Here is a 23,142-nt window from a genome sequence, read left to right as displayed (position 1 = left end):
TTTTTGAATAGCTCTTTGGATTTTATATAAGTTACGCTTATCCAAGGAAACTGCTTCTTTATTTAAAGATCAATCAACAGGTGTTAACAGTACTTTGATGGCTTCTCCATTTTTAATTACCCTATACGCTTCGTCCCATTGATCAATTGTAAATTGATGCGTAACAAGTGCTTTGGCATTTACTTTCTTTTCATTCATCAAAGCTAATGCTGGCTCCCAATCAGCAGGTTTTTGGCTTCTAGATCCAATCATCGTAATTTCTTTTTGAATAATCTTTTCTGAATTAATAGGAATCTCAGATTTTGCAAAAATACCTACCTGTATAAACTGCCCTTTCTTTTTCAATAAATCTAGCCCCATATTCACCGCTGAAACAGCTCCTGCACATTCAAAGACAACATCAGCACCATATCCATCTGTTAAACTTTTTACGATATGGTTTATGTCTTCTTCTTGAATATTAACAGCATAATCAATTCCCAATTCTTCGGCTTTTTCCAGACGAAGTTTATCAGCAGATAAACCAGTAATAATAACAGTCGCTCCATAAGTTTTTACTACTTGAGCAACAAGTAACCCAATTGGGCCAGGTCCTAAAACGACAACAACATCTCCTTCCTTAATTGTTGCTTTAGTCACCGCATGATGCGCACAAGCAAGCGGTTCAGTCATAGCAGCAGATACATAATCTACTTGTTTAGGAAGCTTATGAACGCTTTCTTTTCTAGCAATTACATACTTAGCAAAGCTGCCATTTTGCTGCGTTCCTAACCCTTTTCTACTGCTACATAAATTGTAATCACCTGTTTTACAATAAATGCATTCTCCACAAATATAGAAAGTTGTTTCTGACGTTACTCTATCCCCTGGCTTAAATTCTGTTACGTTTTCACCGACCTCAACTATTTCCCCTGAAAATTCATGGCCCAAAATAACAGGTGCCTTTACTTTATAATTACCTTCGTACGTGTGAATGTCAGTACCACATATCCCACTATATTTCACTAATATTTTGACTTGATCTTTTCCTACTTCCGGCTCTTCAATATCTATAATTTCTAGGTTACCAAAACCTAATTCTTTTTTGACTAACGCTTTCATTTTTGTCCTCCTTATACTCTATGATAAGGAAACAGAAGGAGCCTAAAAATCTATTCAGTTTCATTAGTTTATGAGAGCAAAAAGTTTATAAATTATATAGTTAATTAAGTTACCACCTTGGTCGATACTGGATATTTTGCTTGCACCTTTAGGCATATGGAATTTAGCATCAGTTGCCATTTGTGTATGAAGTGTTGCAAGATCTGTTGCCATGTAAAGTGATAAAGCAATCATAACAGTACCGACAATCACGGAATGAACTATATTCCCTCGCGAAGCACCAACGATAAATGCGACAATAAAAGGAATCGTTGCTAAGTCACCGAAAGGAAGCACATTATTGCCCGGCAAGATTACAGCTAATGCCACTGTTATCGGAACAAGAATTAACGCTGTTGAAATGACTGCCGGATGACCAATCGCGACAGCGGCATCTAGCCCAATATAAATATTTTGAGCACCAAATTTCTTTTGAAGTAATTCACGTGCTGATTCTGAAATAGGCATGAGACCTTCCATTAAAATCTTCACCATTCTAGGCATAAGAACCATAACCGCTGCCATCGACATACCAATTTTAATCGTTTTGCCAACGGAATAACCGGCAAGTAAACCTAAAGCTAAACCAAGAATTAGTCCCATGAAAATTGGTTCTCCAAATATTCCGAATTTTTTTTGGATTGTTTCAGGATCTGCATTCAATTTTTTAACACCAGGAATTTTTTGCATCAATTTCACCATCGGAATCCCTAATACTGCATAAGAAACTGTGCTTCCAGTAGCAACGGAAATACCTGGTAACCCAAAGTAATTTTCCAACATTGGTGCTGTCCAATCGGCAATTTTTAAACACACAATTTGGAATAAAAGTGCAGCGATTAGTGCTTGGATCATGCTATCTGTTAAAACATATACAATAGCTCCCATAAATGTATAATGCCAAAAGTTCCAAATATCCACGTTCATCGTTTTAGTTGTTTTGGTAATAAGCATTAAGACATTTAATAATAGACCAAGTGGTATAATAAACGCTGCAATCGGAGAAGCCCATGAAATAGAAGCTGCCGCTGGCCAACCGACATCGATAACATTCAATTTAATTCCAAATCTTTCAACCATTCCTTGGGCAGCTGGGCCCAAATTACTTACAAGTAAATCGACTACTAAGAAAATTCCAACGAATGCCACTCCTATTGTTAGACCTGCTCTAAAAGCTTTTCCGGGTTTTTGACCAAATAACAAACCAAGCAGGAAAATAACAACTGGCAAGATAACAGTTGCACCCAAATCTAAAAACGCCTTCAATGCATCAACAAATTCCTTCATAATTTAATCCCCCATTTTAATACCTTCGAATATTAACTTTTGGATTCCATGCAGAAATCATGGAATCCGAATTTGTTATGTGAAATTTCTATTAGTTAATTTTTTAAATATTCCAAAATTTCTTTTTTCACTTCTTCTAATCCAATCCCCGTTAAAAACGCTCGTGCATTGATTACAGGGAATGGGTATTCATTTTGAACAATAGTTGTAGTAACTAACAGATCAGCTGTATCGACATACGAACCTACTTCAGTAATCTTAATTTGAACAATGTCACATTCAATATTGTTTTCTTTGCAAAGATCTTCTATCGCTTTATTCACAATTGTAGATGTCGCAATTCCTGTTCCACATGCTACTAATACTTGTTTTTTCTTCATGTTAATCTCTCCTTCTATAGTATTTGTAAATTATTAGCTAAGCGATTTTTTATATTTGTCCTGTTTTCTTCTGACATTAGAAACTGCAATTCCTCTTCATTTTGAAATATTCCCATTAGTTTTTGGAGAAGAACGAGATGAGAATCTTCCTTATTTATTGCAAGCATAAATACTATTTGAACAGGAGTTTCTGCGCTTCTTTCTCCCATAACCCCAAATTTCACCGGTTCCTTTAATATCGCCACACTTATGGCATTTTTATTTACATGCTCTGAATCTGTATGAGGAATAGCAACAGAAACGCCATTGGTAGGAAGACCAGTAGCAGAGTTTTTTTCTCTCTCAATAACAGCTTCAATAAAGCTTTCTTTTACTAATCCTTTTTCAAACAGATTTATGGCCATGATCTTTAATAATTCTTCTCTATTATTCACATTTACATCCTTCAAGATTAATGACTCATCAAAATATATTTCACACATTTATTTATCACCTCGATATTTCTAAACATACATTATTGATCGACTGCATATTTTTTGATGATTTCGTGTACCTCATAAACAGATCTTGCATTTATGATTTGTTGGCGGTCGTGATCATTTCTCACTAGTTTCATCAACTGCATTAGCGCCCGAAGATGGCGGTCTTTGTCCAATGCTGCGATAACAATCACTAGCTGAATTGAATAGTCAGTTGCAAAGGTTACACCCTTTCTTAACCGAAGTAAACTCATAGAAAGTTCATTAACTCCTTCATCTGGTGCTGCATGTGGAATAGCTGTATTCGGACCAACTACAATATATGGATCAGAATGACAGCGCTGAATCATAGATTCTATATATTGCTGTGTAATGCTGTTACTTTTTAGCAGAGGTCGTGAGGCAATTTTAATTGCTTCCTCCCAAGTATTAACAGAATGTCGCAAAGTAATCGTTGACGGTGTTATTAATTCACATAAATCCGGGTTTTTCGTACTAAATCCATAATTTAACTCTGGCGAACGGTCTTGACTAATGTACTCTAGTAACTGTTTTGATAAATTTTTTCTATCCTTAATCACACAATGTTTTTCGATAATTTCCAATATACCATCTACATTTAATTCATTTGGCACATATCCGTATAATTCGTGCATCACTTGTTTGCGTAGTCTTTTTTTCTCTTCGTATCCGAGAAAGGAGTTAACTAGAAAAAATTTTTTTGGTGTTTCCAAAAACACCGGTGCAAATACAATATCGTAGTCTATTGGATATTCTTGGAATTCTCTAATTGATAATGAGTCTAAAAATATAAACTCCGGAAACAATTCTCTTAGCGTGCTGAACATCAATCGAGAAATGGAAACACCTTTAGGGCAGACGACAACTGCTTTCATTCTTTTGCTTATATTTTCTCCTTGGCGTGTAAGCCATCCCCCAATTAACATCGTTAAATAAACAGTTTCGCTTTCTGGAATGTCACATCCAATTAAATCAACTAACGGTTGAATAGACTTTTTCACTAAATGATGAAGCTCTTTAAAATCACGGTTAACAATTTTAACAATTTCATACATATCATTAACTTCTGTTAAATTATACTTTATTCGGTAATACGCTGGCTTCATATGAAGAAGCAACTTTTGAAGCAACTGATCCCTATCTTTTAAAAAAATGCATGTATTTTTTTCAAAAAGTATCAGCATCTCATCCAACGCTGACACCAAATCAGGAATGGTTTCCTCAGTTAATCCTTTTGACCAATGCACATTGGTTGTGAGTAAATGAAGTGTGATAAAGAGGCGTTCCTCTTCTGGAACTTCTTTGAAATCACGGAGAATTTCTTCTGTTGCTAAGTATTCTTTTGTATCTGCAATTTCCTTATAATTTATATAAGGTGAGTCAATTTTCATCCCTTGACTAATCCTTCTTAGAACAAGGAGCAAAATATAAGGCATTACCTCGATTTTCTCATCGGTAAATTTTAAGTTTAACGATTTTTCCACCTTTTCAATTCTATTTCTAAATTCTGCTATTTCTTCATCAGATAACTGAGCAATTTGTCTTACTCTTTCGATTCCACGATCCATTTTCAAAATCTTGTATATTGTCGATATCAATAATTTTCGAATGTTGAACTCTTTTCCTTCTATTAGATAGCCGTATCTTCGTGAGTAACGAAGCTCAAGATCAAAGCCGTTAACAAGCTTCTTTACTTGTTTTAAGTCATCTATTGCAGTATTTTTGCTTACTCTTAATTCACTAGTAAAATGAACTAATGAAAGTTCTTCCGTTTTGCTTAATAACATAAGCAAAATTATGTTTACTCGTTGCATTTTGGATAATTCGTTTAAATTCTCATAACCAAACTCTTCGTCTAAATTAAGTTCTAGATTAAGCTTAGATTTTAAGGTTTTATCGATAAGAAAATAGCCGCTTTTCGTTCTTTCAATTTCATTCATATTTTTGCTTCTTAGCCACATATTTATTTTCTCAAAACTATACCCAATCTGCCTACGGCTTAACTGGTACTTCTTTTCTAATTCTTTGCTGCTAATATTCGGATTCCTAATCACCTCTCTTAAGAGATGGATGCTTCTTCCATCCAGTATCATTATATCCTCCTTTCTCTACACTTATTGTAGCGCTAGTAAACTAATTCATGGATACGCTTTCATTCCTTTTTTTGAATTTTTGTAATACAAAATTGTGATTTGCTATTAAAAAAGAAATATTCTAATAATTATCTTGTCAATCACTAATATCCTGCAAAATAAGGCGTTTCTGACAGAGATAGTTAATCAATTTATACCAATAATTCCTTCTAAAAGAGGGAACACCTCGTCAAACATTGCAATCGATAACCAAATTGGAAATTATGATCGTATCCCTCGTAATTGGGTTGATTCAAGAAATCTGTGTAAAGAATCATTATCATTACGGTCATCGCAAGGTAAAAGAAATTCTACGGCTTCAATATGGAACCAAATTCAATTGCAAAACTGTACAAAAAATCATGCAAAAACGGAAGCTTCAATGCCGTGTGAAGAAAAAAACGTCAAAACTGGATCAATGGAGAAAGTAAAATCATCGTACCGAGTTGTTTAAACCGTGATTTTACCGCTTCTCAACCAAATGGAAAGTGGGTAACGGATATTACTTATTTGCCGTTTGGTACTTCGATGTTTTACTTGTCAACTATCATTATGAATTTATACAATAATGAGATTATTGCCGATTAAATCAGTGACCGACAAGATGTTCAGTTAGTGTTAAAGGCACTAGAAATGGTCGAAAAAGAGCGACAACCGAAACAAGTGTTACTCCATAACGATCAAGGGACGGTGTATACGTCTTATGCTTTTCAGCATTTAGCCAAAGAAAAAGGCATTACCATAAGCATGTCCCTCAAAGGAAACTGCCATGATAATGCCGTGATAGAATCGTTTCATTCCTCATTAAAGGCTGAAACATTCTATTAACAAGAAAAGCAAAATCTTTCTAACTTTATTGTAAAACAAATGGTCCAGAATTACATCTATTATCGTTTTCCATTATGCCATGGTTCGCTCATTCAGCCTCTGAACGCACCACCTTCACCATTTGTTTCGCCTGTTCACACGCGCGGACGACTTCATCAAGCGATTTGCCCAATCCTGCTTCTACGGCGGCGATATACGCTCCTTCCACCAATGGAGCATCGGCGATAGCGATGTGATCCGTTTTCTCTAGCATCTCCATTGCTAGTTCCGCGTTCATCAAAGCGCTTCCAAGGTCAAACAGAATGACAACCCCTTTTTCCGAATAAACAGACTCAATCGCTTCTTTGATGCGGAAAGCGTTCGTTCCAATCTCTCCGTCATTCCCTCCTGCAACGGCGATGCTGACATCAGGCTGGACTTGATTTAATAGTTTCTTTAAACCGCTTACAATTTCCTCGCTATGCGAAATTAATACAAGGCTGACATACTTCATGAATCGCTCTCTCCTTTATCCTTCCAGCGCTTCCGCTAAAGCAGCAAACAATAAATGCGAAGAAGCCGAACCTGGATCGATATGGCCAACCGATCGCTTTCCTAAATAAGCGGCACGCCCTTTTTTCGCCTCGAGTTCTTTTGTATGTTCCATTTTTTCTTTCGCAAGCAGCGCCGCTTCTTTCGCTTGCAAGCTTTCTTTCTCCCGCAAAAATTCCATGACCGGCTCCCATACGTCCACCATCGTTTTCTCGCCGACCTTTGCTTTTCCACGCGCTTTGATTCCGCTTAACGCCGCTTCTAACGCGGCGATCAGTTCTTTATCATCCGCTTCCTTTTTTCCCGCTAGCACCAGCGACATTTTCAAAAAAGCAGTGCCGTATAGCGGTCCCGAAGCTCCGCCTACTTTCGCGATTAGCGTCATGCTTACGTCTTTAAAAAGCAAGCCGAGGTCTTCGTAATTGGCAGAAGCAATTTTTTCAACTACTTCTTGAAATCCCCGCGCCATGTTCAGCCCATGGTCGCCGTCACCGATCGCTTGATCGAGCTCCGTTAAATATTGTTTTTGTTGCTGAATGTGATCGTTTGCGATGCTCATCCATCGTTTTGCCTGTTCCACGCCAAACGCCATGCTGATTTCCCCTCTCCCTTTTATTTTTTCAACGCAATCGTATCCGCAGGCGCATCTAACAATTCGATCAAGGAATCATCCAATTTTAACAGCGATATCGAACAGCCGGCCATTTCCAGAGAGGTCATATATTCTCCGACAAATGTTTCATAGATGTGAATTTGTTTTTCTTCTAATATCTTCGAAACTTTCTTGTTGACAATATATAATTCCATTAACGGTGTCGCACCAAGCCCGTTAATCATCACTGCAACGCGATCGCCTTTTTCTAGTTTCATGTCATCCAAAATTTTGTCAAGCAGCGTTTCTGCAACTTCGTCCGCTGTTTTGATCGTGGTTTTTTCAATTCCTGGTTCACCGTGAATACCGATGCCGACTTCGATTTCGTTTTCTCCAAGTTCAAAGCCAGGTTTTCCCGCTGCCGGCACGGTGCACGGAGTAAGCGCCATTCCCATGGAACGAACGTTTTGCACCACCTTTTTCGCCGCCGCCTCGACTTCTTCAAGCGATGCGCCGCGCTCCGCCAGCGCTCCTGCAATTTTATGCACGAACACCGTTCCCGCGATGCCGCGCCGTCCTGTCGTAAACGTGCTGTCTTCCACCGCGACATCGTCATTCACAATCACCTTCGCGACGTTAATGCCTTCTGCTTCGGCCAACTCCGCAGCCATTTCGAAATTCATCACGTCTCCCGTGTAATTTTTAATGATAAGCAATACACCTTTCCCGCTATCGGCCGCTTTGATCGCCTCTAGCACTTGGTCAGGTGTCGGCGAGGTGAATACTTCCCCGCATACCCCCGCGTCTAACATTCCTTTGCCAACATAGCCCGCATGCGCTGGTTCATGTCCGCTGCCGCCGCCGCTTACAACACCAACTTTCCCTTTTACTGGAGCGTCATTTCTCACAATCACATTCGTACCCGGCAGCCGTCTCAGCCGATTTGGATAAGCTGCGACCATTCCTTCTAGCATATCGTTGACGACTCGATTTGGATCGTTAATTAGTTTTTTCATCATTCTCTCCCCCTGTATGATTGGATCGCTTTTCTCTTCTTACATTCTACCATAAATAGCGACCATTCTTTCTAAATTTTGTATGTCAAACTAAAAAACGTTAATTTCTTTGCTACCTGAAAACTAGAAGAATCTTAGCAAACACCGAATAATAAAAATATTTTTTACTGTTATGTTAAATACAGAAAATGGAGGACACGACATCATTTATGAGGACAGCTTAAAAAAGACAAATACATTGCGCTAAAACTTTGGCTGAATAAGAAAGAGCAGATAATATGTATCGATCACATTTCCACACAAAAAATCCCCTATCTGTATTCTCGAGATAGGGGAAACAAAAACATGCTTGTCATAATGAATTTTTCCGATTGCATTATGACAGTTTTACCACCGTTCTGCCGCGCAGTTTACCCTTTAAAATATTCGATAAGGCTTCAGGAAGCTGTTCAAGAGTAACTTCCTGCGCAATCGATTCTAATAGTTTATCAGGTTTTAAATCGCTGGCCATTCGTTCCCAAATTTGTTTTCGCAACTCCATCGGGCAATAAACGGAATCAATGCCTAGTAAACTAACGCCGCGAAGAATAAATGGGAAAACGGTGGTTGGAACGTCCGTGCCGCCTGTCAGCCCACTGACTGCTACAGCACCGCCATATTGAATACGGCTTAGCACTGTCGCCAACGTTCTGCCGCCGACAGGGTCAACGGCCGCTGCCCAATGTTGTTTATCTAACGGACGGATCTTTTCGGCACATACATCTTCACGGGAAAGAATTTCTTTCGCGCCAAGCTCACGCAAATATTCGTGTTCTGTTTCTTTGCCTGTGCTCGCGACTACTTCATAGCCCCGTTTTGCCAGCATCGAAACTGCCAAACTGCCCACACCGCCGGTTGCCCCAGTAACAAGCACCTTTCCTTTTTCCGGAGACAGACCGTTTTCCTCCAAACGGTGAATCGACAATGCCGCAGTAAACCCTGCCGTTCCCAGCGCCATTGCTTCTTTTAATGTCAATCCTTTTGGAAGCGGGACGAGCCAATCCCCAGGAATACGGGCGTATTCACTGTACCCTCCGTAATGCGTCACCCCAATTTCATAACCAGTCGCAATGACTTCGTCCCCTTCTTTAAAACGCGGATCGCTCGAAGAAGCAACAATACCTGCTAAATCAATCCCCGGGATAAACGGATACGTCTTTACAATTTTGCCATCGGGAATGCACGCCAATCCGTCTTTATAGTTGACGCTGGAATATTGGACTTTTATTAGGACATCTCCTTCTGGAAGGTCATCCATGGAAACAGCTTGTACATTGACGGTAAAATCTGTTTCCGTTTTATTTACCACTAACGCCTTGAATTCGCTCACAAAACATCCCCCTCAAAATTTTTCCATATCCTTGACTTTACGATAGCAAAATTATTCCGGCTGGTCAAAACATTTTGTTGTCCAAAGCGTTTTGTATCACATCGTTTGAATCTCAATAGTTTGGCCAAGAAGATTACGTCTAAACAAGAACCTCGCCGTTCCGCCAACAAAATTATGCGTTTTTTCAATGAATGTAACGTGTACAAGCGGAAAATATCACGCGAGCGGTCTAGCCATACCTCACATTTCGCTAACGTATCGATATAAGACTGAACAAATTACAAAAATATTGAACATGCCAATTTCCTGCTTCACGTTATTCGGAGATATCCGTCCATCCAAAACCTTCCCTCTCCGATCGGAAAGGGAAGGCCGTTTTTACTGTCTCAGGGCAATCGGGTTTTGTTTTAGCTCTGGATGCAATTTCTCAAATACATCGGCAACGTTTAATATTTTCACTTCCCCGAAAGCCGGGCCGACTATTTGCATGCCTACAGGAAGACCTTGAGCAAAACCGCACGGCACCGTTACCGCCGGCAAGCCTGTCAAGTTGAACAGTCCTGTAAAACGGATAATATGGTCAAGAAAATTCACTTCTTTCCCGTTTAACAATACCGTATCTTGCCCGATTTTCGGAGGCAGTAACGGAAGTGTTGGGGTAATGAGAACGTCTACCTTATTGAATGTCTCCACCAATTCGCGACCCAGCTTTAAGCGGATTTGCTGTGCTTGCAAGTAGTCCACAGCGGATGGTATTTCTCCAAGCTTCAATAGAAAGCGGACATCGTCACCAAAATCCTCTTCTCTTTCTACTAAATTTTGGTGATGAATAGCGCTAGCTTCCGAGATAATCGTAATCATTTCCGCGTATTGCGCATACCGCAATGTTGGAATTCGTACCGTTTCAACGACAGCACCTTCCCGCTCCAGCGATGAAATGGCATTTTTCACCGCCTTTTCCACTTCCACGTCCACACTGTCAAAGAAATATGGTTCTATACCGATTTTTACACCTTTTATGGACTCTGTTAATTGCGAGGAATATCTGGCTGTAGGGGCATCGATAGAGGTCGGGTCTTTTGGGTCATATCCTGCAATCGCTTCCAAAATATAAGCAGCATCTTCCACCGTTTTCGTCATCGGACCGATGTGATCCAACGGCCACGCGAGCGGAAAACAACCGTATTTGCTCACTAATCCATGGGTAGGCTTTAAGCCGACAATGCCGCAAAAAGAGGAAGGATTTGTTCCAGTACGTCGTTAACGATCTCCACAGGAGAAATTTCCTTATTTTTTACAAGCGGCGCAAGTTCGGAGATCGTTTTCTCATTTAACCACTTTCCCACGATACACACCTCCTGGATGATGAGTAATGCCAATATCGGCATCATTTAATTTTAGTGTCTCGATTCCTTTTTTTAATTGTTGAAGCGCTTTCCATTGATGTTCTAGCAACACTAGTTCCCATTCAGACACTTTAATCCCTTTTTCTTGTAATACCATTTTTATACTTTTTTCATTTATTTTCCCCACTCCTAAAATTAAATTATACACTACTATTCACAAAATTAACAACATTCGTAATATTATATTTTTATTAATATCCGATTAGCTCAGTTATTAAGTTAAATTTTCAAGAATTATCAGTCTATTTCTTTGAAACCGTTTACTATTATCTCTTATAATTTTTAATAGAATTTAATAGAAAGATATTTTAGCATGAAAGGAAAGGGAAGCTTATGGAAGCGAAACAAACCGTATTTGTCAACGAATTTACGAACGGGATTTTAGATCCTAACGGCGAAATGCTCGGTCCTGTGCAAGATGGCGGGTATATTGTCGCCAATACAACTCCTGGATGCTGGGGACCGATGATCACTCCTTGTATTCGCGGCGGCCATGAAGTCACAAAACCTGTTTTCGTGGAAGGGGCAGAAGTGGGAGATGCGATCGCCATTAAAATTAAATCGATTCGCGTCACTTCCATCGCTACATCCTCCGGAAATGATAAGCCAATGCAAGGAAGATTTGTTGGAGATCCTTTTGTCGCCGTGAAATGCCCACAATGCGGAACGATGTATCCAGAAACAAAAATAGAAGGAATAGGCCCGGAAGCAATTCGTTGCGCCAATTGCGGCGCGGACGTCACCCCATTTGTGTTTACGAGCGGCTATACGATGGCGTTTGATTCCAATAAAAGAGTCGGCATCACGCTGCATAAAGAAGCGGCAGAACATATTGCCCAACAAGGGCGCTATTACATGACAACGCCTGACAACTCGGTGCAAAACCCGATCGTCACTTTTGCGCCTCACGATTTAGTCGGAACCGTCGCCAGACTTCGTCCTTTCCTTGGACAGCTTGGCACAACGCCTGCGCAGCCGTTTCCGGACTCGCACAACGCAGGCGACTTCGGGCAGTTTCTGATCGACGCCCCGCATGAATACGGAATTACAAAAGTGCAGCTTGAAAACCGTACAGACGGACATATGGATATTAACCGCGTTCGGGAAGGCGCCGTTTTAATCTGCCCTGTGAAAGTGCGTGGCGGCGGCGTTTATCTCGGTGATATGCACGCCATGCAAGGAGACGGGGAAATTGCGGGACATACTACCGATGTTGCCGGCATCGTAACCCTTCAAGTCAAAGTCATCAAAGGACTGACGATCGATGGTCCAATTCTTTTGCCTGTCGCAGAAGACCTTCCATATTTAGCAAAACCAATAACGAAAAAAGAAAAAGAGATCGCACTTGATCTCGCGCAAACATGGGGCGTGAGAAAGCTGGAGGAATCCCTTCCGATTTCCTTTATCGGAACAGGCGCAAACCTGAATGAAGCAACGGAAAACGGTCTGCAGCGAGCAGCAAAAGTGCTAGGCATTTCCGTTCCTGAAGTGATGAACCGTGCAACGATCACGGGAGCGATCGAAATTGGCAGACATCCAGGGGTTGTAACCGTCACCTTTTTATGCCCTGTCCATTATTTGGACGAGATTGGCCTTACAACGTTAGTGCGCGATCAATATCGCGATGTTTTGGAATGAACGATATGATGAAATAGATATGTAGCGGAAAGCGATGCCCTTTGGCACAAAAACATGGCTATCGACAAAATCTTGTCGAGATCATCATTCACGCTATAAAACAGCCGGCTCTCTACAGAAAGAGAGCTGGCCTAATTTTTCCAATATTGTGCCCAAAAAGCGCCTTTAAACGTGACAACTTTTCGAATATGAATCCAAACCGATTACAATTGCCGCGGTTTTGTAGTATAGTGAGATTGAGAAGTATTTCACAAGACAGGAGGCGCGGGCAATGATCGTGCATGAATTGATTGGCACGGAAACCTTGTTTGCCGAGCAACTGAAGGAAGGATACTATGTGATTCGGGAAAAATACAACAAGTTGGACGTTCAGCCGCAGGACATCGATACGTTTCAGCAAATCGACTGTGGGACGGAAGAAATCGTCACCGTTGTTTTTGACCCGGGCGACGACTATTCGCTCATTTGTTTAGACACATATACATTCAAGACGAAAACCCCTTCCCTTTCCGAACTGCGGCAAACACTTGAAATAAAACATAAAGATCTTTTTCAATAAATCCATTACTTAGGTCGTAATACGGCCTTTACTTTATATGGCAAGTACCATGAAAATCCCCTTTACTTGCCATTTTACTCCCTCAAAAATGGCGAACAGTAATGTGTACTGTTCGCCATTTTTCGTGAAAACACATATTCTTTTATCGTCACAATGCACATTATCATTTCATTTCCATTCTTCACTGCCGATCGTGATCCAATACTCACTTCAAGAAGCCCTTAAACTACCTGCAACGCCTGCCATACATCTGCTTTCAGATCATCGATATGTTCTATTCCGACCGAGAATCTCACGAAATTAGACGGAATCCCAGCGGTCCGCATTTGCTCCTCGGTCATCACTCCTTCCCACATCGCCGCTGTGTGTACCACAAGGGAGTCGACCCCGCCCAGACTCACCGCGTTTGGCGGCAGTTTCAATGCAGAAACGAACCGCTGAGTTTCTTCATAACCGCCTTTAATGGCAAAGGCAATGACTGCTCCGAACCCCCGCATCTGACGTTTTGCCAACTCATGTTGCGGATGGCTAGGAAGGCCAGGATAATATACACGCTCTACCTGTGGCTGCTGCTCCAAAAACTCAGCCAAAGCTAAGGCGTTGGCATTAATGCGTTCCATCCGTATCGGAAGCGTACGCAGACCGCGCAATAATAGCCATGCATCCATCGGCGAGAGGACAGAGCCGATGGAAATATGCGTGTGCCAAATACGCTCGGCCAACTCCTCGCTGGTGCAGATGACACCAGCTGTCAAATCATGGTGCCCACCCAAATATTTTGTTGCGCTGTGAATGACGATATCGACACCCAGATCGTGAGGACGCTGATTGATCGGCGATGCAAACGTGTTATCGGCCGCAACGATAATTCCATGCGGGCGCGCCAGGTCCGCCACAGCAGCCAAGTCCGTCAACACCAAAGTTGGATTAGCTGGCGTCTCCACCATGATGAGCTTTGTGTTAGGCCGTATCGCTTCCGCAAAAGCGTTGATGTCCGCTTGTTCGACCAGAGTCACTTCCACGCCAAATCGCGGCAGCATCTCATCCATGATCTTGGCGGTACTCATATAATGCCGCGTCTGTGCAATCACATGATCTCCTGCACTGACTAGAGCTAGAATGGTCGTAGCAATTGCCCCCATCCCGGAGCCCGTTACCATTGCGGTTTCTGTTCCTTCCAGCTCAGCCATAATCTTCGCTACGCGCTCATGCACCGGATTCCCGTAACGTGTGTAATACCGGGCATGACGGGGTGTTCCCGCCATTTCCGCAAATTCACTGGAGTTATGCGCACGAAACGTAGCTGTGTAATAAATTGCCGGAGCCACCGTTCTATCATTGGTTACCCAATCATCGCCATGCACAACCAATGTTTCGGTTCGGAGCTCTTCAAGATTCAGCTCTTCACGGTTATCACGTTTGTCCATCTACTCTCTCTCCTTTGCTTTTCTAGATACTCGGCTAGACAAGTGCTCTTGATAAAAACAAGTTGGTGCCGATCATAAAAATCAATCTCTATGGCAAAGAATTTAGCCTCATCCTGATTGTCCTGATTTCCAAAAGATTCTTACACTTCTCTCAACGATTACATGATGAAATGATCGATGAAAAAATTTATGTATGCTAGCTTGTCTATAAACCTCTTTTTTCTCTTTGCTTTTGATTTGTATGGATTTATTTTTGTAACAGACAGAACTTTTGTTTATTTCAGAACTTAATAGATATTATATATAATTTTTTTAAAAAAAGTAAACCTATCGCTTTAATAGAGTTACTAACTATAAAAGTTACTTCTCTTTTTAAATTTATATGATTTTACAAAAAATTCATAACTAAATATAAAAGAGAAGGGTTTTCTGTGTTAGAACTCATACAGGTTTAAAAACGTCATATACTTTAAACTTTAAAATGATCAGAGGAGTTCCTTTCCTTCAATCAGACTGATTAAATAGGAAAAGGAACTCCCCTTATTTTCTGCCTGCATTTTTTGTTATTTGTAATTTAGTTTTCTTCCCATGTTTACCGTAAAATTGTTAATGCCAAAAATGAATCGGCCTTGACATCATCCGTATTTCCTTATTTAATTTTCCATAATGCGTCGGTTAACGTATTTACCAGGAACGAGAGATCGCTGTCTTCTATATTCAATGGTGGCGATAATGTTAGCACATTGTTGTATCCCGCAACAGTCGTGCCGTTTTTCCCAATAATCAGGCCGTTTTCTTTGCAAATGCCAATCACTTTATTAACAAGCGAAACATCTAGAGGCTCTTTCGTGTCTTTGTCAGCTACTAGTTCAATTCCAATGAGCAAGCCTTTTCCGCGCACATCGCCAACATAAGGGTGGTCTTGCAGTTTATTTTTTAATTCATTTAACAGTCGGTCGCCTGCTTCCTTCGAACGCGCAAATAAATTTTCCCTTTCCATAATTTCAATATTTTTTAATGCCAAAGCGCATGCTGCAGGATGGCCGCCAAACGTGTTAACATGACGGAAATAGTCATATTCTTCCGTTCCTTTAAACGCCTCATAAATCTCCTTTCTAACAGCGGTCGCCGATAACGGCAAGTACGCGCTTGTAATTCCTTTTGCCATCGTAATAATATCTGGCTTTACCCCATAGTTCATGAATCCAAACGGTTTGCCTGTCCGGCCAAATCCACAAATCACTTCATCGACAATTAACAAGGCGCCGTGTTTTTCGCACACTTCTTTTACGGCTTTCATATATCCTTCCGGCGGTATTAGCACTCCCCCTCCAGTGATAATCGGTTCCATGATTACCGCCGCAATAGTTTCGCTCAACTCCCATGTCATCACATCGTCGATTACCTTAACGGACCGTAAATCTCGCGGATTTTCCGCTTGATCATTGTCACGATAGCTGTCTGGAGGTGGCACATGAATAAACCCTGGCGCAAGCGGTTCATATTTATATTTCCGTTGTGCCTGTCCCGTTGCGGCAAGAGCTCCCATCGAATTGCCATGGTATGCCCGATAGCGGGAAATAATTTTATATCGGTTATACTCTCCTCTTTGTTGATGATATTGCCTTGCGATTTTAAAGGCGGTTTCATTGGCTTCAGAGCCGCTGTTGGAAAAGAAAATAACATATTCGTCCCCAAGCAGCTCATTTAATTTCTCACCAAGCTGAATGGCCGGCACATGACTTTGAGTAAGCGGAAAGTACGCAAGTTTTTTTAGCTGTTCGTAAGCTGCTTCCGCTAATTCCTCACGTCCATATCCTACATTCACACACCATAATCCCGCCATCGCATCTAAATATTTTTTTCCTGTATGGTCGGTAACCCAACATCCTTTCGCTTCTGTCACCACTAGTGTCGCATCCGGATTATACGGCTTCATCGAATGCCATATATATTGACTATCTTTCGCAAGCCATTGCTCGCTTTGATGAACCTGAACCATTTCTCTTCCCTTCTTTCTATGGTAAAGTAAACTCCCTTCCGCCTAGACTTCGTTTCAAAACGGAGGGGTTCCCGAGTAAGTAAACCTGTTCTTGCTCAGCTTAATAAAACTTCGTACAAAATGTTGTTAAAAATCGAATCGAGAAGTAATCATTTTTTTGCGTGTATAGAAGTTCACTCCATCTTTTCCGTTTACATGGAGATCCCCATAAAATGAATCCTTCCAGCCGGAGAACGGGAAGAATGCCATCGTTGCCGGTACACCCACATTGATTCCCAACATTCCCGCATCCGCTTCTTCTCGGAATTTCCGGACAGCCTTCGCATCTTTCGTATAAATGGTCGCACCGTTTCCGTACCGGGATTTGCGAATATATTCAAGCGCTTCGTCCAAATCTTTGGCACGCAGCAAGCTAAGAACAGGAGCAAAAATCTCTTCTTTGGCAATCGTCATATCTGGTGTGACATGATCAAAAATCGTTGGTCCAAGGAAGTTGCCTTCTGGCATTTCATCCATTTCTTTGCGTCCATCCCGAATCAGTACTGCTCCTTCTTCAATCCCTTTTTGAATGTAGCCTAATACTTTTTCGCGGTGGGATTGACGAATAACTGGGGTTAAAAGTACTTCTGGATCCATGCCATTTCCGATAATAAGCTCATCTGCCTTTTGCTTTAGCAATTTTACAAACTGTTCATTGTCGCCGACCACGACAACTGCGCTGCATGCCATACAACGCTGCCCTGCACTTCCAAAAGCGGAACTGATCACGTGCTGCACCGCTGTCTCTATATCCGCATCAGGCATGACGATATGATGGTTTTTCGCTCCGGAAAGCGCTTGTACACGTTTGCCTTGTGCAGCGGCACGCTCATATACATACTTGGCAACAGGTTGTGAACCAACAAAAGAAATGGCTCTAATATCCTCGTGGTCGATGAGGGCATTAACGACATCATGCGCCCCATGAACGATATTAAGCACTCCTTCTGGCGCCCCAGCCTGTGTAAACAACTCAGCTAGTTTATTGGCTAAAATCGGTGTTCTTTCAGATGGCTTTAATACGAACGTATTCCCGCAAGCAATCGCCAACGGAAACATCCAAAGAGGCACCATCATCGGAAAATTAAATGGTGTAATTCCAGCGACTACTCCTAAAGGATAACGGAACATTTCGGAATCGATACCTTCCGCAATCCCCGATAGTGACTCTCCCATCATTAATGTTGGAGCGCCCGCGGCAAATTCCACGCACTCAATGCCCCTTTGAATCTCCCCATGCGCTTCTTTATAGGCCTTTCCGTTCTCTTGAACGACAAGCTTTGCTAATTCTTCGCGATGCTCGTTCAATAAATGATGAAAGGTAAACATAATCCGCGCCCGCTTAGGAACCGGTGTGTTTTTCCATGTTTCAAATGCTTTTTTGGCCGCTTGAACGGCTCTGTCTACATCTTCTTTCGTCGAAATCGGAACCCGCGCCAATACTTCCCCTGTCGCCGGATTCGGCACTTCCAATGTTTCTGTCCCGCTTGATTCTACCCATTGTCCATTAATAAAGTTTTTCAAAATCGTTGTTTCGTTCTTTGTCACCGTCATCATAAAACCTCCTTTTTTATGTCGGGCTATTTCGAATTATTTAACTTTAAGAAAATTATCTCTTAATTTCCAATCTCCTTCATTAGACAAAATGTAAAAAATATAAATGCGTTCATTCCACAATATGACTAGGCTCCTTTGTTGAACAGCAACAAATACATAAGAAATAAAGCTCCTCTACTTCTGTAGAAGAGCCTTATTTGTCATTTTGTACATATTGCGCTTTGTTATTTGGCATTAAATATTCGTATGCTTTGATCATAAATTCAATAGCTAACCGTTTCTCCGGATTCATAAAATCGTCACCCAATAATTTTTCTAGTTTTTGGATACGGTGATAAAGCGTTTGTCTAACGACAAACAATCTTTTGGCCGTTTCTTTTTTCGAACCGTTGCACGCCAAATACACCTTTAATGTTTCCATCAGCTTTCCATTGTATTTTTTATCATATTGAATAACAGGTTCTAAATATTCCTTTACCACCTCTTGCAAATCGCTATATTTATGAATAAGCGAAATAATTCGATATATATGTAAATCCTCGTAAAAATAGCTATTTGCTTTTTCTCCAAGTTGGTTTCGAATTTTAATGGTTTCTAAAGCCGTGCGATAACTTTTGTCCATATGGGAGAGGTTTTCCGCAAATTTCCCGACTCCGATGAGAAAGTTCGGTATTCTTTTCTTATTCGCAAAATCGGATTCCATCAAATATTTAATTCCTATCTTCATACGATTTTTCCATGTTTTTATGTCACGCTTATTCACCATAATAAACACAACGCTATTGCGAAAATCAACGGGAAACGTGGAGAATCCCTGTTGCTCAAAAATAGTCCGGCACAATAATTTGAAATAAGTAATATCTAAGTTGGAGTATTGTTTGGATGATTTGAATCTAAAAATACTTACAAATCCGCCTTTTGGTTTTAATTCTGCTTCATGGTCTGTTAAATAGTCGACAATAGCTTCACTCGTATGCTCTCCTTCTAACCAGCTCTTTAACCATTCATTTTCTTGCACCCGCTTTTTTTCCTCTACATATAAATCCCGCAATAAATGTTGGGCAAGGGCCGTAGCCGTTCGATCCAAAATGAGAAGATCCAATTCGCTAATTTCTTTATCGATGGAAACAATGGATAATTCCGCATATTCATTCCCGAAGATTCGGATGGACTGTGAGGCTGTCTTTTGCTGTGGATGAAGCGTAGGATCAAACCATTGCTGTTCTTCTTTAGATTGTTGCACATATTTCGGTACTAACTCTACCTCTTTTCCATTGATCCGAAAAATGACTTGATGACCTAAATAATCATGTAGAAATTTTAAAATCTCATCATAATGATCAATCGATAACAATTTCTTGTTTAATTCTTGTGAATACGACTCTAGGGTGGAAATGATCTGATAGTGCTGGTTAATTAAATAGGTGTGGATATCTTGGGTGATTTCGACGAATGGAACTTCTTTGAGAAAGAGAATGATGGGAAAGTGGTGTTCGTTTGCTAAGTTAATAATCTCTTGTGGAATGGAAGAAGCATAAGTTCCCATTTCAATACATAATCCGGACGCATCACATTCAATGAGTTGTTGCACAAAAGATAGAAACAACGATTTATTTTCCTTCCATCCTACTCCAGTGGATAGGATCAGTTCTTTTCCCTTCAATAGCTTATTAATTTTTGTCACTTCCACAACGTGCACCCATTTCACCGTGCGATTCAAACCTTGATGCCCTGCTGCAATTTGAATATGTTCAAAATGTTTCCTTTTCAAAATATCGGAAACGGTTAATTTGGAAGTTTTCATACACTTCTCTTTTCCTCCTTTGTGCAACAGATAATTTGAATATAATAATAATATTCAGTATATTGTTCTTTTTTCCTTCTTAAAGCAAAAAAAGGAGTGGTTCATCACTTCACTTCATTAGAAGTTGAATCTGATAATTTCGACGATGAAGTAGATAACCAGTATTGCTGTGATGATTCCGTAGATTAAGTTTTTTCGGGATGAAATGTGACGTCCAAAAGAGGAAGATGGCTGCTGCGATTAGGATAAAAGCGATGACAACGCCTTCTCTTTCATCTTCTAGACCTCCTTCCCTTGTTTGAGAAGGAGGGAATTTTTGTGCGAAGGTGGGTAGAAAGGTGTGGAACGCAGTATCAACCGTCCGAAAGAGCGCAGACCCTTACGCGCCTAACAAGCAAAAATTATAATGAGGTGAGGCAAAGGAAGGAGCGTAATTGGGAAGGAGGCAAAAATAAAACGCATTTTTGGCCTGTTGCATTTTTTAAAATGCAACGGCCTAAAAATGCGCCAAGACACATTGTCGACTTTCGTGGCAATGGTAAGCCCTCGCTTTGCCGGTAAAGGGCGAGAACCTCTTCGATCTCTTGCCTGCCAGATCCGATGGAAACGGAGCCTATTCCAACGCAGCGAGCGCCATTTTTCCGAAAGAAGGAGCTTGAGGCCATAACGATTTTTTGTTTTGCTTCTTCGATTCCTTTTCCCATCCAGTCAGGAAACGATTTAATATCCCCACCGGCGACAAAAACTTTCTCACCTGCACCTGTAAGGATAACCGTTTTCACAGCAGCATTAGCTTTTATTTCATCGACTGCATGAGACAATTGCATCCATTACATTGACAGGAGGATTGTCGATGGTGATTGCAGCAATACTATTCAATATTGACCAAAAAACGGCTTGTTTATTTTTCATCGGCTTCTCTCCTCAAGTTCATTCCTGCGGCCGTACTGGTTTCGCAAAATATACTTTTGGACCTTTCCGGATGGAGTGCGCGGTAATTCTTCAACAAAAACGACTTTTTTCGGTTTCTTATAGCTGGCAAGATACTTTTTGCAATACTCTATCACTTCCTCCTCCGTCAACTTGGCCCCTTCTTTCCTTACAATGACCGCACATACGGCTTCAATGTATTTCGGGTCGGGAATGCCGATGATTGCCACTTCCTTAACTGCCTCATGCCGGTAAAGTACATCTTCAATTTCAGCTGCGTATATATTTTCACCGCCGCTACGGATCATATCTTTTTTCCGGCCGGCAATCGATAAATACCCATCATGGTCAAACTTCCCCAAATCCCCTGTTTTGCACCAACCATTTACGAACGTTTTTTTCGTTTCATCTGGCTTCCTCCAATATCCGACGGAAACCGCCGGGCTTTTGATCGCGATTTCCCCGATTTCTCCAGTTGGTAAAGGTGTTCCGTCGTCATCGATGATCATTATTTCAGTCAGCGGCATCGGTTTTCCAACGGTATGTCCTTTCAAAAGTGCATCTTCTGGGTCAAGGGCAGCGGCAATTGGGGTTCCCTCTGTCAACCCATACACTTGGACAACGCCGAGATGCGGAAATTTTTGTTTTAGTGTCTCTAAAGCCCATGGCATGAGCGGGTCGCCTCCGGTGTAGATTGTTCTTAAGTGTTTCAACTGATACTGATCAAGTGCGGGTGAGTTGAGCATTTCATAAATCATAAAAGGGAATAAAAAGCAGTCGGTCACTTTTTCTTTTTCGATAACAGAAAGAATTCTCTCAATCTTAAAACCTTTGCTTTTCGTTATGATAACCGTTCCGCCCATCATCAAAATAGGAAGAGCGAGATCTTCCATCGCTCCGACATGATAGAGCGGCCCTGTCGTCATCCCAATTTCCTGTCCTGTAAATTTCCACTTCATCGACTGCATGGCACAAAACCAAAACGTCGTTTCATGCGTCCAGATGGCTCCTTTAGGTCTTCCCGTTGTCCCCGAAGTATACATAAGCATGAGTGGGTCGCTTAATTCAATATGATCGGTCTTTACCTCGTCTGGATCACCGCTATTTAAAATAGCCCAACTTTCCGCCCAAGGTGGAATGTCTGCTTCGTTATTTGATAGACATATGTAGCGTTCAACCTGAACTTGATCCTTAACTTCTTTAACATGAGTTGCCAAAGTTGAATGGAAGCATAATATTTTCGTCCCCGAATCATTTAGAGCATATTCCAATTCAGCACTTGCAAGGCGAAAGTTTAGACGAACAGCTATTGCTCCAAGTTTGGCTGCGGCAAAATAAAGACCAAAATATTCAAGACAGTTGTAAAGTAAAATCCCTATCCGATCACCTTTTTGTATTCCCAGTTCACGAAGCTTATTTGCATAGGCATTCGAAACCAGATGGAGTTCCTTATATGTCCATGACCTTCCGGATTCTTCTTTTATAGCTATTTTTTCATTATTACTCACATTAACGTCATTGGCCATTCGTCTTGTCAGAAAACCCAAATCCAATAGAACCCCTCCTTTAAATATAAAACGTATTCAAAATATATGCGATCCTTCTCATTTGACATCACAAAAATGTGTTCATTCAATACATCTTCTATTTTCATCTCCTTTCTTGGTACTGGCACTTACATAAAAAGCAAGATTTGCGCCAACCATTATTTTATTTAATAATTCTGAATATATTGTATATTAAAGAGGGGGAGTTTCTAGATTTTCAGAAAGATACCATCAAAAAGTCCTAAACACTCATAAAAAATTGCCTTGGAAGCTTATCACAATGAAAATTCGAAATAAAGATTTTGAGTTTCTTCTATTTTTATCCATAACGAGTGTTTTTTAATCCACTTTTTTTGCATTCACGATGTTCGAAAAACGAGACGAGATGTTTCCTCCTCTTATATGTATGAATGAACCTCTCCCACCTACACTCCGTCAAGAGGTGGAAGTTTCTTACC

The 23,142-nt window shown here is 40.9% G+C and carries 21 protein-coding genes and 1 pseudogene; 4 read left to right on the top strand and 18 right to left on the bottom strand.

Annotated features, from left to right (window positions below; translation table 11 throughout):
- Positions 1-69: 69 nt before the first annotated feature.
- From HT574_RS04320 to HT574_RS04300, 5 genes are all read right to left on the bottom strand, one after another.
- Positions 70-1,101, bottom strand: a complete 1,032-nt coding sequence (locus HT574_RS04320) for a zinc-binding dehydrogenase (protein WP_175243580.1) — start codon at positions 1,099-1,101, stop codon at positions 70-72.
- A gap of 63 nt (positions 1,102-1,164) precedes the next feature.
- Positions 1,165-2,427, bottom strand: coding sequence for a PTS galactitol transporter subunit IIC (locus HT574_RS04315; protein ID WP_175243579.1), 1,263 nt, complete (start codon positions 2,425-2,427; stop codon positions 1,165-1,167).
- Positions 2,428-2,522: 95 nt separating this feature from the next.
- On the bottom strand, positions 2,523-2,807 hold the full coding sequence (locus tag HT574_RS04310) for a PTS sugar transporter subunit IIB (RefSeq protein WP_175243578.1): 285 nt from the start codon (positions 2,805-2,807) through the stop codon (positions 2,523-2,525).
- 14 nt (positions 2,808-2,821) lie between these two features.
- On the bottom strand, positions 2,822-3,289 hold the full coding sequence (locus HT574_RS04305) for a PTS sugar transporter subunit IIA (protein WP_175243577.1): 468 nt from the start codon (positions 3,287-3,289) through the stop codon (positions 2,822-2,824).
- Between the two features lie 32 nt (positions 3,290-3,321).
- A complete protein-coding gene (locus HT574_RS04300) occupies positions 3,322-5,400 on the bottom strand; it encodes a BglG family transcription antiterminator (RefSeq protein ID WP_175243576.1) in 2,079 nt (692 codons plus the stop codon).
- Positions 5,401-5,663: 263 nt separating this feature from the next.
- On the opposite strand from HT574_RS04300, the gene HT574_RS20420 reads away from it, so the two are divergent.
- Both HT574_RS20420 and HT574_RS20415 read left to right on the top strand, forming a co-directional pair.
- Positions 5,664-5,870: a helix-turn-helix domain-containing protein gene (locus tag HT574_RS20420; protein ID WP_375154086.1), complete on the top strand. Its 207-nt coding sequence runs from the start codon at positions 5,664-5,666 to the stop codon at positions 5,868-5,870.
- Between the two features lie 157 nt (positions 5,871-6,027).
- Positions 6,028-6,267, top strand: coding sequence for a DDE-type integrase/transposase/recombinase (locus HT574_RS20415; protein ID WP_375154085.1), 240 nt, complete (start codon positions 6,028-6,030; stop codon positions 6,265-6,267).
- 88 nt (positions 6,268-6,355) lie between these two features.
- Here HT574_RS20415 and dhaM read toward each other — a convergent pair whose 3' ends face one another.
- From dhaM to HT574_RS04260, 7 genes and pseudogenes are all read right to left on the bottom strand, one after another.
- The gene (gene dhaM / locus HT574_RS04285) at positions 6,356-6,760 is read right to left on the bottom strand and encodes a dihydroxyacetone kinase phosphoryl donor subunit DhaM (RefSeq protein WP_175243574.1); all 405 of its coding nucleotides are present in this window, start codon (positions 6,758-6,760) and stop codon (positions 6,356-6,358) included.
- Positions 6,761-6,775: 15 nt separating this feature from the next.
- Positions 6,776-7,390 (bottom strand): dihydroxyacetone kinase subunit DhaL, encoded by a 615-nt coding sequence (dhaL, locus tag HT574_RS04280; protein WP_175243573.1) that lies wholly within the window; start codon positions 7,388-7,390, stop codon positions 6,776-6,778.
- Positions 7,391-7,410: 20 nt separating this feature from the next.
- Positions 7,411-8,406 (bottom strand): dihydroxyacetone kinase subunit DhaK, encoded by a 996-nt coding sequence (dhaK, locus tag HT574_RS04275; protein ID WP_175243791.1) that lies wholly within the window; start codon positions 8,404-8,406, stop codon positions 7,411-7,413.
- A gap of 376 nt (positions 8,407-8,782) precedes the next feature.
- A complete protein-coding gene (locus tag HT574_RS04270; RefSeq protein ID WP_017437707.1) occupies positions 8,783-9,775 on the bottom strand; it encodes an NADPH:quinone oxidoreductase family protein in 993 nt (330 codons plus the stop codon).
- A gap of 378 nt (positions 9,776-10,153) precedes the next feature.
- Positions 10,154-11,017 (bottom strand): annotated as a pseudogene (locus HT574_RS04265) (amidase); the annotation flags it as partial.
- Positions 10,987-11,121 carry a hypothetical protein gene (locus tag HT574_RS20175; protein ID WP_256410083.1) on the bottom strand — a complete coding sequence of 45 codons (135 nt, stop codon included), beginning with the start codon at positions 11,119-11,121 and terminating at the stop codon, positions 10,987-10,989. The pseudogene HT574_RS04265 and the gene HT574_RS20175, both read right to left, overlap by 31 nt.
- Positions 11,102-11,329, bottom strand: coding sequence for a hypothetical protein (locus HT574_RS04260; protein WP_175243029.1), 228 nt, complete (start codon positions 11,327-11,329; stop codon positions 11,102-11,104). The genes HT574_RS20175 and HT574_RS04260 overlap by 20 nt, the downstream gene beginning before the upstream one ends.
- A gap of 185 nt (positions 11,330-11,514) precedes the next feature.
- Here HT574_RS04260 and HT574_RS04255 point away from each other — a divergent pair, with 185 nt between their 5' ends.
- The gene (locus HT574_RS04255; protein WP_175243572.1) at positions 11,515-12,819 is read left to right on the top strand and encodes an acetamidase/formamidase family protein; all 1,305 of its coding nucleotides are present in this window, start codon (positions 11,515-11,517) and stop codon (positions 12,817-12,819) included.
- A gap of 271 nt (positions 12,820-13,090) precedes the next feature.
- Positions 13,091-13,378 carry a hypothetical protein gene (locus HT574_RS04250; protein ID WP_042411371.1) on the top strand — a complete coding sequence of 96 codons (288 nt, stop codon included), beginning with the start codon at positions 13,091-13,093 and terminating at the stop codon, positions 13,376-13,378.
- A 221-nt stretch (positions 13,379-13,599) separates the two neighbouring features.
- Here HT574_RS04250 and HT574_RS04245 read toward each other — a convergent pair whose 3' ends face one another.
- The 6 genes from HT574_RS04245 to HT574_RS04220 form a co-directional block, all read right to left on the bottom strand.
- A complete protein-coding gene (locus HT574_RS04245; protein WP_175243571.1) occupies positions 13,600-14,805 on the bottom strand; it encodes a trans-sulfuration enzyme family protein in 1,206 nt (401 codons plus the stop codon).
- 649 nt (positions 14,806-15,454) lie between these two features.
- A complete protein-coding gene (locus tag HT574_RS04240) occupies positions 15,455-16,807 on the bottom strand; it encodes an aspartate aminotransferase family protein (RefSeq protein ID WP_081162663.1) in 1,353 nt (450 codons plus the stop codon).
- Between the two features lie 126 nt (positions 16,808-16,933).
- Positions 16,934-18,400 (bottom strand): CoA-acylating methylmalonate-semialdehyde dehydrogenase, encoded by a 1,467-nt coding sequence (locus tag HT574_RS04235; protein ID WP_175243790.1) that lies wholly within the window; start codon positions 18,398-18,400, stop codon positions 16,934-16,936.
- 196 nt (positions 18,401-18,596) lie between these two features.
- A complete protein-coding gene (locus HT574_RS04230; protein WP_175243570.1) occupies positions 18,597-20,207 on the bottom strand; it encodes a PucR family transcriptional regulator in 1,611 nt (536 codons plus the stop codon).
- A gap of 401 nt (positions 20,208-20,608) precedes the next feature.
- Positions 20,609-21,034, bottom strand: coding sequence for an enoyl-CoA hydratase/isomerase family protein (locus tag HT574_RS20410; protein WP_254698556.1), 426 nt, complete (start codon positions 21,032-21,034; stop codon positions 20,609-20,611).
- Positions 21,035-21,115: 81 nt separating this feature from the next.
- Positions 21,116-22,690, bottom strand: a complete 1,575-nt coding sequence (locus tag HT574_RS04220) for an acyl-CoA synthetase (protein ID WP_175243569.1) — start codon at positions 22,688-22,690, stop codon at positions 21,116-21,118.
- Positions 22,691-23,142 lie beyond the last annotated feature (452 nt).

Origin of the sequence: Parageobacillus sp. VR-IP (genome assembly GCF_013357975.1) — a bacterium.
Classification (GTDB): domain Bacteria; phylum Bacillota; class Bacilli; order Bacillales; family Anoxybacillaceae; genus Saccharococcus; species Saccharococcus caldoxylosilyticus.
The sequence above is the reverse complement of the archived record's forward strand: the minus strand, read 5'-3'. Positions and strand labels throughout refer to the sequence as shown.